Raw genomic sequence first — 11,491 nt, forward strand, 5'->3', positions numbered from 1 at the left:
GTTTGGGCGACGGACCATGAAACCAGTCAGCGGAGGGAAGTCATCGCCCCGCCAGGGGCGATGACCGCACCGGCCGGCGAGCCACAGACTGCCCACCCGCGCCTTCCGCACCCATGCTCCGAATTCGTCAACCTTCGACGAGTCGATTGCGCCCCAGCCGCTTCGCCTCATACAAGGCCGCATCGGCACGCTCGACCAGTTCGAGCGCGTTGTCGCTCGGCCGCGCGTCGGTCAGGCCGAGGCTCAGCGTGACCTGCAGCCCCGGCGAGATCGCGCTCCATGGGTAGGACTGCACGGCGCTGCGCAGCCGCTCGCAGATCTCGTGCGCCGTCTCGCGCGGGGTGTCGACGAACACCAGCACGAATTCCTCGCCGCCCCAGCGGCCGAGCAGGTCGCGCGCCCGCGTCTTGTCGCCGAACAGGCGCGCCACCGTGCGCAGCACCTCGTCGCCGGCCGCATGGCCGTGGCGGTCGTTGACCTGCTTGAAATGATCGAGGTCGGCCATCGCGAGCGCCATCGGCTGGCCCTGGCCGCGCGAGCGCTCGATCAGCAGCGGCAGCGTCGCATCGACATGGCGCCGGTTCGCGAGCCCGGTCAGCGGGTCTTCGAGCGTCTCGCGGTGCAACTCGGCGGTGCGCTGCTCCAGCAGCTCCTTCTCGGCCTCCAGCTGCTGCGTGCGCAGCCGCTGCAGCTCGGCCTCGAGGCGCGAGCGCTCGCCGTCCATCAGCGCACGCTCGACATCGATGCGGTTTACCATCAGCCGCGCCTGCGCCTTGCTCTGCAGCGCCACACGCTGCATCTCGATCTGGTGGTGCGCCTCGCAGTGCAGCAGCGCCGGCTCGAACTGGCGCACGGCCTTGTAGGCGCGGTGCAGCGCCGAGTGCACGCGCATGCGCGTCGTCTCGTGGTCGAGCTGGGTCAGCGACTGCAGCGTGGCGGTGAGCTCGGTGATGGCCTCTTCGTTGCGGCCTTCGCGCAGCAGCACCTCGGCGATGTTGTGGCGCATGCGCAGCACCACCGCACGGAAGCCGTTCTGCACCGCGCTCGCGAGCGCCTCCTGCAGCAATGCGCGCGCCTCGGCGTACTCGCCGGCCAGGCCGAGCGCTTCGCCGAGGTTGCCCTGCGTGACGCTGACACGGTAGACATCGCCGTGGCGGCGCGCCAGCGACAAGGCCCGCCCACCGTACTGGCGGGCCCGCTGCACCGCCTGCCGGCTCGCCTCGTCATCAGCGCGCAGCTGCGCCTGGTAGTAGGCGCTGATCGCGGTGGCGGTGAGGTTGTTCAGCGCCAGCATGCGGTCGCCATGGCCGCCGTGCTCGCGCGCCATGCCCAGCGACTGCAGCAGGAAGCTCTCGGCCTGGATCGAATCGCCGAGCCGGTCGTAGCAGATGCCGATGCGGTTCAGCGCCACGCCCATCGCCAGGCCGCGCTGGTGCGCGCGCGCCAGCTCGAACGACGCGGTGGCGTGCTTCAGCGCTTCTTCCTGCAGGCCGATCTCACTGAACGAGATCGCCAGCAGGCACAGCGTGTCGCACTGCTCGTCGATGCGCCCGGCAGCTCGCCAGAGCGCCAGCGCCTCGCGCGCCGATTGCACCGACGGCTCGAACAGCCCGAGCCGCCAGCGGTGGTTGGCCAGCAGCGTGTGGGCACGCGCCAGTATCAGCGGGTCGCCCAGCGTGATGGCGCCTTCGAGGGCCTGTTCGGCCAGCGCGAGGCCTTGCTGGTGTTGGCCGCCATCGTGGGCGGCCTGCGAATCGGCGATCAGCCTGACGAGGCGGCGGGCTGCCGTGTCGGGGCCGGCGGGGGTGTGGTGGGGCAAGACGTGGGCGACCATGGAGGGCCCGATTGTGCGTGGCCCGGCGCAGCCGCGCCAGACGCCAAGGCGTCAGGTTCGCGACGCGCCGTCAACTCCTGCGCAACGCGTGCCGGATGCGCCAGCCGAGCAGCACCGCGATGACCGCGGCGTACACCGCGACCTCGGCGAAATTGTTCTTCGCCGCCTTCATCCAGAAAAAGTGCAACAGACCCAGCAGCACGATCGCGTAGACGCACTTGTGCAACGCCTGCCAGCGCTTCGCCCCCAGCGCCTTGATGGCGCGGTTGAACGAGGTGGCGGCCAGCGGGATCATCAGCACGAAGGCCAGGAAGCCGACCAGCGCGAACGGGCGCTTCGGGATGTCGCGCACGATGGCATCGATGTCCAGCCCCATGTCCAGCCAGGCATACGCGAAGAAATGCAGCACGACGTAGAAGAACGCGAACAGTCCCAGCATGCGCCGGAAGCGCGCCAGCGCCGGCTGGTTCGCGATCACCCGCAGCGGCGTCACGGCCAGCGTGAGGCACAGCAGGCGCAGCGTCCAGTCGCCGGTCGAACGGATCAGCGCTTCGGCCGGGTTGGCCCCCAGCGTGTTCATCACCGCGCCGTAGAACAGCCACGCGAACGGCAGCAGGCCGGCGACGAACAGCAGCGGCTTGGCCGCCGGATGCAGCAGCGGCGAGCGCCGGCGCGGCTGGGCGGGGGACGACAGCACAGCGGTCTTCATAGCCGGTTCGCGATCAGAACAGCTTCTTCAGGTCCATGCCCGCATAGAGCTGGCCGACCTGGGCTTCGTAGCCGTTGAACATCAGCGTCGCGCGCTTCTTCGCGAACAGGCCATCCTCGCCGATGCGCCGCTCGGTCGCCTGGCTCCAGCGCGGGTGGTCGACGTTCGGGTTGACGTTCGAGTAGAAGCCGTACTCCTGCGCGGCCGCATGGTTCCAGGAGGTGAGCGGCTGCTTGTCGGTGAAGCGGATCTTGACGATCGACTTGCCGCTCTTGAAACCGTATTTCCACGGCACCGCCAGCCGCACCGGCGCGCCGTTCTGGTTCGGCAGCACCTCGCCGTACAGGCCGAAGGCGAGCAGCGCGAGCGGGTTCATCGCTTCGTCGAGGCGCAGGCCCTCGACGTACGGCCACGACAGCACGCGCGAGCCCAGGAAGGGCATCTGCTTCGCATCGCCCAGCGTCACGAACTCGACGTACTTTGCATTGCCGGTCGGCTCGACACGCTTGATCAGCTCCGACAGCGAATAGCCGACCCACGGGATCACCATCGACCAGCCCTCGACGCAGCGCAGCCGGTAGACGCGCTCCTCCATCGGCGCGAGCTTCAGCAGTTCGTCGAGGTCGTAGACCTTGGGCTTCTTCACCTCGCCCTCGATCGCGACCGTCCACGGGCGGGTCTTCAGCGAGCCGGCATTGCGCGCCGGGTCGGACTTGTCGGTGCCGAACTCGTAGTAGTTGTTGTAGCTGGTCACGTCGTTGTAGGACGTGAGCTTTTCCATCGTGATCGCGCCGGGAACGGCACTGCGCGCGCCCGGCAGCGGGGCCAGCTTGTTCGGGCGGGCCGCCTGGGCCATCGCATCGCGCGCGGCCCAGCCGGACAGCGCCGCGCCGCCGGCGCCGAGCGCCATCAGCTTCAGCAGCTCGCGGCGGCGCTCATAGACGGCGCGCGGCGTGATCTCGGACGGCACGGCATGGTCGAAGCCGCGGTTCGGGCGGTGATGCATGGAAACTCCTGGGGGCGCCGAAGCGCGTTGCCGGTCAGTCGCAATTCGAGCCGGGAACCTTACAGCGGTTCCGCGCGCCCGGCTGCGTCAGGGCAATTCGCCAAAGTTCGTGTCGTCGATCACGGTGCCGAATTGCGTGTCGGAGAACAAACGCAGCGAATTGCGCGCAGTGCGTTCCCGGAAGCTCTTGCGGGCGAACAGCTTGGCCTGCGCCTCGCCGGGCAGATCGGTGATGTTGATGATGTTGCGCACGATCAACGTGTCGATCACGTCCTCGATCACGCGGACGAAATCGGCATCGAGCTTGCCGAAATCGCTGCTGACCGGGCTGTGCCCGATGAAGGCCAGCAGATCCGGATGCCCGTCCGCGATGAACTCGGTGCCGGCGCCCGGTTGGCGATGCAGGCTGTCGATCTGTCCGTCGGGTCCGCGTCGGATGTAGGGCATGGGGGCGTTCGCAGTGGCGAGTCGGATGACTATAGTCGCGCGCACGCCGGACGGAAATGAAAAAGGCCGGTCATCGACCGGCCCCTGTGGCGCGAAGCGTGAGATTGGGCGCGTTCAGCGCAGGCCGGCGATGTAGTCGGCCACTGCCTTGATTTCCTTGTCGTTCATCTTCGCGGCGACACCGGTCATCTGCGGGCTGTTCTTGCGCAGCCCGCCGCGGAAGGCCACCAATTGCGCTTCGGTGTAGTCGGCGTGCTGGCCGCGCAGGCGCGGGTACTGGGCGGGGATGCCGGCACCGGTGGGGCTGTGGCAGCCGGCGCAGGCCGGGACGGCGCGGTCGGCGATGCCGCCGCGGTAGATCTTCTCGCCGAGCGCGACCGATTCCTTGCTCTTCGCGAAACCGGGCTTCGCGTCCTTCGAGGCGTAGAACGCGGCGACATTGCGCATGTCGTCCTCGCTCAGCGTCGAGGCCATGCCCTTCATCACCGGGTTGTCGCGCTTGCCTTCCTTGAACTCGGCCAGCTGCTTGACCARGTATTCGGGATGCTGACCCTGCAGGATCGGGTTGGCCGGGCTGCCGCGCGAACCGTCGGCCGAATGGCAGGCACCGCACACGTTGGTCGAGATCGCCTGGCCTTTCGCGACGTCGGGCTTGGCCTTCGCCGCCTCGCTCGCGGAGGCGGGCGCCGCCAGGGCGGCGGCCAACAACAGACTCGACAGCAAGGAAGCAACAGGCATCATGGCGTTCTTAGTGTGGGTTGGCTGGATGCGTTCTGACGATGCAAAACCCAGCGATTTTACAATGCAAGTTTTTGGTGCCTTCCATGACCGACGAAAACAATTCCGGTGCGCCGGCCGCTGACGCGAGCAGCGATGCGGCCGCAGCCGAGAAGCTGGCGCTGGCCTGGACGCACACCGCGCGCTTCCTGACCACCGCCAGCCAGCTGAACCAGCTGCCGCAGACCGAGCTGCCCGAGATCGCCTTCGTCGGCCGCTCGAACGCCGGCAAATCGACCGCGATCAACACGCTGACGCAGCAGAAACGCCTGGCCTTCGCATCGAAGACGCCCGGCCGCACGCAGCACATCAACCTGTTCGAGCTGGGCCCGAAGGATGCGCCGAACGCGCTGTTCGCCGACCTGCCCGGCTACGGCTACGCCGCGGTGGCGCGCGCCGCCAAGCAGCGCTGGCAGGAGGTGATGGCCAACTACCTGCAGGTGCGCCGCAGCCTGTCGGGCGTGGTGCTGATGGTCGATTCGCGGCTCGGGCTGACCGAGCTCGACCGCAACCTGCTCGAGTTCGTCGCGCCCCGCGTGGGCACCGGCGAGGTGCGCCTGCTGGTGCTGCTGACCAAGTCCGACAAGCTGAACCGCCGCGAATCGACGGCGGCGCTGGCGGCCACGCAGGCGGTGCTGGGCGAGCTGTCGAGCGAGGACGCCGACATCGGCATCGCGCTGTTCTCGGCGCTGAACAAGCAGGGCGTCGGCGACGCCGCCTGCGTGCTGCGCGACTGGATCCTMGGGTGATCGAGACCTTTGATGCGGTGCTGCCGCACGGCATCACGCTGAGCTGCCGGGCCAGCGGGCCGCGCGGCGCGCCGGCGATCGTGTTCCTTCATGGTTTTCCCGAAGGCGCCTTCGTCTGGGACGCGATGCTGCGCCATTTCGGCGACCGCTACCGCTGCATCGCGCCGAACCTGCGCGGCTACGAGCGCTCGTCCGCGCCGGCCGAGGTGGAGGCCTATCGCGCCAAGCACCTGGTGGCCGACCTGCTCGCGCTGATCGCCGAGGAGGGCGGCGGCCCGCTCGCGGCGCTGGTCGCGCACGACTGGGGCGGTGCGGTGGCCTGGAATTTCGCGGTGCAGCATCCGCAGGCGCTGCAGCGGCTGGTGATCGTCAATTCGCCGCACCCCGGCGTGTTCCTGAAGGCGCTGCAGACCGATCCCCTCCAGCAGGCGGCCAGCGGCTACATGAACACCTGGAGCCGGCCCGAGGCCGAGGCGGAGCTCGAGGCCGGCGATTTCGCGCGGCTGTGGGCGGTGTTCGCGCACATGGGGGCCGAAGACCCGGCGCGGCCGGGCGGCGGCTGGCTGACGCCGGCGCTGAAGGAGCAGTACCGCGCGGTGTGGCGCCACGGCTTGACCGGCGCGCTGAACTACTACCGCGTGTCGCCGCTGCGCCCGCCGACCGGGCCCGATTCACCGGTGCTCGCGCTGAAATTCCCGCCGGAGTTCGTCACCGTGACGGTGCCGACGCACGTGGTGTGGGGCGAGGCCGACGTGGCCTTGCCGGCCTCATTGCTGGACGGCCTGGAGGCCTTCGTGCCCAAATTGACGCTGACCCGCGTGCCGGGCGCCACGCACTGGATCGTGCACGAACTGCCGGCGCTGGTGGCGGCCGAGATCGAGGCGGCGCTGGTTCGGTGAGGCGGGCCGAGCGCCGGGCCGCCCCAAGCCGGCCCGCGTCCCCTCGGGGGACCGCTCGACGTACTCGTCGAGCGAGGGGTTGTCACACCACCACGTAGCGGCCTTCGAGGAGTTGCGAGGCCGACTGCAGGTGCTCGCGCAGCATCGGGAACAGGTCCGACGACGACTCGGTCGCATAGATCTGACGCGCCCGGTGCGTCGGCGAGTAGCCGATGTTCACCAGGCAGGCGGCCGGCCCGCTGCAGTACTCCAGCAGCTCCGGCCCGATCAGGTGGACCGCCCAGCCTTCCGACGATTCGACGCCACCGTCGCTGATCCGCATCAATTCACTGTCCGTCATGTGCGCCTCACCCAAACTGCCTGCCAACCTCTCTGAACCTGGAAGCCAGTTTAGGAAGCGCCTCCCGGCTTGACACCCCCCCGAACGCGGCAGGACCAACGCCGCCGCGTCGGATCCGTCACGGTCGGCCGATGAACAGGTAGAGCCCGGCGGCGCCGCGCGGCGCGTAGGTCACGCCGAGGTAAAGCGGCCCGATGCCGGTGTCCGCGCCGACGAACAGGCTCATGCCGCTGCGCAGGTCGTTCAGCTTCATCTGGCTGCTGAAGTCCCACGCGTTGCCGGCCTCCAGCGAGCCGCCGGCGAACAGCCCGCGCGTGAACACCGGCGCGTAGTCCAGCCGCTGGTAGTACACGAGCCGCCCGAACGCCAGGTAGTTGCCCTCGATCTGCCCCGGCAGGTAGCCCGACATCTGCTGGAAGCCGCCGAGCGTGTAGCGGCCGAGCCCGGCGATCGAGCGCTGGTCGGCATGCTGCACCCGCACGAGCGCGTTCAGCGTGTGCCGTCCCCACGTGCCCACCGCCGAGCCCTCGGTCTCGACCCGCGTGAAGCGGTCGGAATCGCTGCCGGTCACGCTGTCGCTGCGCCGGCCGCTGACCACTTCGCCCTGCAGGCGGTAGCCGTGCAGCGGGAAGTTCGCGAAGTCGAGCTGGTCGACCACCACGCCGACCCGCAGGCCGGATTCGTCGATCGTCACCGTCTCGCGCGGCCCGCTGTAGTCGCTCGACAGGATCTCCGGCTCGTTGCGCAGCGTCAGATGCGTGAGGCCGATGCGGATCTCGCCGAACTGGCCCCAGGGCTGCCCGAGGTCGATGCCGAAGCGGCCGGTCGAGCGGTTGAAATGCCCGCGCTCGTCGCCGGTGGCGCCGTTGTAGACGGCAAGCTTTCGGCGTTCGGCCTCGCCGTAGCCGGCCACGAACCAGTCGTTGGAGATCCCCAGCGTCCAGTTCAGCGGGTGATAGAGCTCGGAGAACAGCCGTGGCACCTCGCCGATCTGCACGCGGTTGCGCCACTCGGTGCCGTTCGCGTCCAGCCAGTGGCGGTTGTGGCTGATCTTCAGGTTGAAGGCGCTGCGCCCGGTGAAGTCGGTGTTCAGGTCGAGCCCGACGCGGAAGTAGTGCGGCCCCCAGGGCTTGTCCTCCAGGTCGAAGACCAGTCCGTCGCCGCGGTCGGTCGACACCAGCTCGTAGTCGGCGCGCACGTAGTCGCCGCTGGCGGCCAGGCGGCGCGCATCGCGCTCGGCCTTGGCGGCATCGAAGGGCTGGCCGGCGGTCGATTCCATCTGCGCCGCGAAGCGCTTCGGGTTGGTCAGGCCGCTGCCCTCGAACTCGACGAACGCGAGCGTCGCCTGCGGTGGCGCCTCGCGCGGGTGGCCGGCCTTCCATTGCGCATACGCGGTCTCGTCGAGCGACAGCGCGGCCAGGCGCGCCGCGAGCTGGGCGGCCCCCTGCTCGCCGAGCGCGATCAGCTCGCGCGTCTTGTTGAAATCGCCCGAGGTGATCTCGCCCAGCTGCGGCGAGATCAGCAGGTCGCGCCCGCCGAGCGAGGCCAGGCTGCGCTGCACGTTCTGCTCGGTCAGGATGTTGATCATCTGGCCGGTCAGGCCGCCCACCGAGCCGAGCGTCTTGCGCGGGGCCAGCGGCGTGCCGATGTTGACGGCGATCACGATGTCGGCGCCCATCGCGCGCGCCACGTCGACCGGCACGTTGTCGACCAGGCCGCCGTCGCCGAGGATGCGGTCGTCGATCTCGGTCGGCGGGAACACGCCGGGCACGCTCATGCTGGAGCGCAGCGCGAGCGCGAGGTCGCCCTGTCCCAGGATCACCGCGCGGCCGTCTTCCATGTCGGTGGCGACGGCGCGGAACGGGATCGGCAGCCGGTCGAAATCGCGCACCGAGCGCACCGGYAGCGTGTAGCGCCGCAGCAGCGTCTCGAGCCCGCGGCCCGACAGCGCACCGAGCGGCGCGCGCAGCTCGCCGTCGCGCATGCCGAACTCGATCAACGGCGAGATCTCGAAGTCTTCCTCCTTGCGCCGCTGCGACAGCAGCTGGCGGTCGACGCGGTTCGCGAACACCGCATCCCAGTTGACCTTCAGCAGCTCGCGCTCCAGCGTGTCGGCGTCCATGCCGCTCGCATACAGGCCGCCGATGATCGCGCCCATCGAGGTGCCGGCGATCACGTCGACCGGGATGCGCTCGCGCTCCAGCACCTTCAGCACGCCGACGTGCGACAGGCCGCGTGCGCCGCCGCCGGACAGCACGAGGCCGATGCGCGGGCGGGTGGGCTGTGGCGTGGGGGGTGATGTGGGTGGCGGCGCGTCGGTCTGCGCCAGCGCCGAAGCGCACAGCGCGATCGCGAGCAGGCCCGGCCAGGCCCGCAGCCTTGCGGTTGCCATGCGAGCGCTCAACGCAGCGTCGCGAGGCTGCGCAGCATGCCGTCGACCGCGCGCTGCACCAGCGAGTAGTCGGACAGCGAGACCAGCAGGTCGGCCGTGCGCAGCCGCTCCAGCGCGCGCAGCGTCACCGAGTGCGTGCTGTCGGGCTGCTCGCCGGCGAACAGCAGCAGCKGCCCGCTGTCGCTGCGCCACAGCAGCTGCAGGTGGCTCCAGCGGCCGAGCAGGAACATCCGGTAGTGCCGCCCGATCGCCATCGCGTTGACCCAGGCGGCTGGGTCGTCGCCACCCGCCGGCGGGCCGCTCGGCAGCCACTCGGCGGGCACGGTGTCCATCGAGCCGAGGTCGATCAGCGAATCGCTGAACGGCGTGCCGGTCTCGGGCACCGGCTCGACGGTCTCGTCGCGCATGCGGCGCACGATCTCCTCCGGCGTCGGCTCGGGCTGCGCGGCGGCGGCTGCGGGCCGGGCGCGCGGTTTCATCGCCTCGCTGTGGATCTCGACCAGCTCGTCGAGCACGGCCTGTTGCTCGTCGGCCGGCAGCGCGATCAATTCCATGCCGGCACGCAGCTCCTTCAGCAGCCCGGGCAGCAGGCCCAGCAGGCGCAGCCGGCTCTGCGGATGGTCGGGCAGGCGCAGGCTCCACAGCAGGTGGTCGGTCGCCTTCAGCACCCGCTGGCTGGATTCGGCCTCCTCGCCGTACAGCGTGAACGATTCGGCCAGCACCCGCGCCCACGCGCCGGTGACGAAGCGGCGGATCACCGGCGTCGTGCGGATCGGCGCCATCTGCTCGGTCAACCGGTGCGACAGCTCGCGTTGCAGCCGCTCGCGCTGCTCGGCCATCACCAGCGTCGCGATCGCGCCGCGCGCGGCCACCTGCGCATCGCGCAGCTGCTCGGCGATGGCGGCGTCGACGCGCGCGAGGCTGCGGCGGTACAGCGCGGCGTCCTGCACCGGCTCGGCGAGCATCTCGTCGACCAGGCGGTCGCAGAACGACAGGAAATGCGCGAGCCGCGGGTCGCCGGCCTGCGGGTAGCCGACGGCGGCGCCGGCGATGCGGTCCATCAGCTGCCACACCGGGTGCTCGTGGACCTCCATCATCTTCGGGTCGCGCAGCGCGACGCGCAGGGCCGACACCTGCAGGCGACCCATCAGCGTGCGCAGCGGCTGCGGCAGCATCGGGTCGCCGAGGATGGTCTCGAACAGCCGCGACAGCAGCTCGATGATCTGGCGCTCGATCGTCTCGTCGGCGGCRCTGAGCAGCGAGCCGCGGAATTCGGCCAGCCGCGACGACGGCGTGCCGGCGCGGTCAGCGCCATCGGCGGCTTCGGCAGCGTCGCCGCCGCTGCGCTCCGGCAGGCGCGAGAGCATCGCCTCGATGCGGGCCAGGGCCTGCTCCAGCGCCGGGCCGAGCGTGGCGCCACGGCGGCCCGGGGTGGAGGGCGCGGAGGAGGTTGCGGGCAGGCCACCCGGCATGCTGCGCACCAGCCCTTCGAGCGCGCCGGGCATCGTCACGTCGACCTCCGGCTTGCGCGCCGCGCCGGCGCCCGGTGCCAGCACGACGGTGCGGTAGATGCTCGGCTCGACCCCTTGCGATTCGAGGCGCGAGCAGGCGGCGGCCCAGGCCATGCGCAGCAGCGGCGTCATCGCGGCGGAGGCCACGCGCAGCAGGATGGCCTGCTGCACCGGCTTGTCGGTCACTTCGCCGGCGGCATCCCACAGCGCGTGGGCGTAGGCGAGCGGGCGCAGCGGGTTCGACTCGGCGGTGGTGTGGGCCTGGCCGCGCAGCGTCGACGTGAAGGTCTGCAGTTCGCGCAGCTCCCATTCGGTGCCGGTGTCGATCTGCTGCACCGCGCGCGAGATCTCGATGTCGGACTCGACACGGCCTTCATCCATCAGCTGCAGGCCGGACAGGCTGCTCGGGCCGGACGGGGCCGCGGTGGCGTTGGCGGTGGGCTCCAGCTCGGCCAGCACGCGCTGGCGCAGCGCGTCGACGAAGCTGCGCTGGAAACGGCCGGCGTGCTGTTGCAGCAGCTCGACGAGATCGAAGTGGTGCTGGCGCTCGCTCGCGAGCAGCTGGTCGCGCGGGCGGCGCAGTTGCTCGACCACCGCCGCCATGGTGCGGGCGATCAGGTCGGGTGCGCGGCCCAGTTCATCGTCGATGAAGCGCTTCAGCAGGGGGGCGGTCGGCATGGCGATATTGTGCCGCCCGTGGCCAAGGGGTGGCCTTCCAGGTGTGTCAATGAAAAAGGGCTGCCGAAGCAGCCCTTTCGATGCAGGCGAGGTGCCTGGACTTACATGTCCATGCCCATGCCGCCCATGCCACCCATGCCGCCACCGGG

The 11,491-nt window shown here is 70.1% G+C and carries 10 protein-coding genes; 2 read left to right on the forward strand and 8 right to left on the reverse strand.

The genetic code is table 11. The annotated features are described in order from the left end of the window. Window positions 1-127: 127 nt before the first annotated feature. The 5 genes from AC1D12_RS12435 to AC1D12_RS12455 form a co-directional block, all read right to left on the reverse strand. Entirely contained in the window at window positions 128-1,834 is a 1,707-nt protein-coding gene (locus AC1D12_RS12435) for a GGDEF domain-containing protein (protein WP_477840685.1), read from the reverse strand. A gap of 70 nt (window positions 1,835-1,904) precedes the next feature. Then, complete coding sequence (gene msrQ, locus AC1D12_RS12440; protein ID WP_052211209.1) at window positions 1,905-2,543, reverse strand: protein-methionine-sulfoxide reductase heme-binding subunit MsrQ; 639 nt, start codon at window positions 2,541-2,543, stop codon at window positions 1,905-1,907. Between the two features lie 13 nt (window positions 2,544-2,556). Further along, window positions 2,557-3,549 carry a protein-methionine-sulfoxide reductase catalytic subunit MsrP gene (gene msrP / locus AC1D12_RS12445; protein ID WP_047500082.1) on the reverse strand — a complete coding sequence of 331 codons (993 nt, stop codon included), beginning with the start codon at window positions 3,547-3,549 and terminating at the stop codon, window positions 2,557-2,559. Window positions 3,550-3,636: 87 nt separating this feature from the next. Further along, complete coding sequence (locus tag AC1D12_RS12450) at window positions 3,637-4,041, reverse strand: hypothetical protein (RefSeq protein ID WP_465110890.1); 405 nt, start codon at window positions 4,039-4,041, stop codon at window positions 3,637-3,639. Between the two features lie 69 nt (window positions 4,042-4,110). Next, a complete protein-coding gene (locus tag AC1D12_RS12455; RefSeq protein WP_156154620.1) occupies window positions 4,111-4,734 on the reverse strand; it encodes a c-type cytochrome in 624 nt (207 codons plus the stop codon). Window positions 4,735-4,820: 86 nt separating this feature from the next. On the opposite strand from AC1D12_RS12455, the gene yihA reads away from it, so the two are divergent. Both yihA and AC1D12_RS12465 read left to right on the forward strand, forming a co-directional pair. Beyond that, window positions 4,821-5,522: a ribosome biogenesis GTP-binding protein YihA/YsxC gene (gene yihA, locus AC1D12_RS12460; protein WP_465110891.1), complete on the forward strand. Its 702-nt coding sequence runs from the start codon at window positions 4,821-4,823 to the stop codon at window positions 5,520-5,522. After that, entirely contained in the window at window positions 5,519-6,421 is a 903-nt protein-coding gene (locus tag AC1D12_RS12465) for an alpha/beta fold hydrolase (RefSeq protein WP_477840688.1), read from the forward strand. The genes yihA and AC1D12_RS12465 overlap by 4 nt, the downstream gene beginning before the upstream one ends. Window positions 6,422-6,503: 82 nt before the next feature. Here the strand turns inward: AC1D12_RS12465 and AC1D12_RS12470 are convergent, their stop codons facing one another. The 3 genes from AC1D12_RS12470 to AC1D12_RS12480 all read right to left on the reverse strand — a co-directional run bounded on the left by AC1D12_RS12470 (window position 6,504) and on the right by AC1D12_RS12480 (window position 11,342). Further along, complete coding sequence (locus AC1D12_RS12470) at window positions 6,504-6,761, reverse strand: hypothetical protein (RefSeq protein ID WP_477840690.1); 258 nt, start codon at window positions 6,759-6,761, stop codon at window positions 6,504-6,506. 118 nt (window positions 6,762-6,879) lie between these two features. After that, window positions 6,880-9,153, reverse strand: coding sequence for a patatin-like phospholipase family protein (locus AC1D12_RS12475; protein ID WP_477840692.1), 2,274 nt, complete (start codon window positions 9,151-9,153; stop codon window positions 6,880-6,882). Window positions 9,154-9,161: 8 nt separating this feature from the next. Further along, window positions 9,162-11,342 carry a DUF1631 family protein gene (locus tag AC1D12_RS12480; RefSeq protein WP_477840694.1) on the reverse strand — a complete coding sequence of 727 codons (2,181 nt, stop codon included), beginning with the start codon at window positions 11,340-11,342 and terminating at the stop codon, window positions 9,162-9,164. Window positions 11,343-11,491 lie beyond the last annotated feature (149 nt).

The organism is Rhizobacter sp. P1_G5 (genome assembly GCF_056405435.1).

Bases quoted from the DNA above. Each gene is read 5' to 3' on its own strand.
- AC1D12_RS12435 (WP_477840685.1), bottom strand. From the start codon at position 1,834: ATGGTCGCCCACGTCTTGCCCCACCACACCCCCGCCGGCCCCGACACG.
- msrQ (WP_052211209.1), bottom strand. From the start codon at position 2,543: ATGAAGACCGCTGTGCTGTCGTCCCCCGCCCAGCCGCGCCGGCGCTCG.
- msrP (WP_047500082.1), bottom strand. From the start codon at position 3,549: ATGCATCACCGCCCGAACCGCGGCTTCGACCATGCCGTGCCGTCCGAG.
- AC1D12_RS12470 (WP_477840690.1), bottom strand. From the start codon at position 6,761: ATGACGGACAGTGAATTGATGCGGATCAGCGACGGTGGCGTCGAATCG.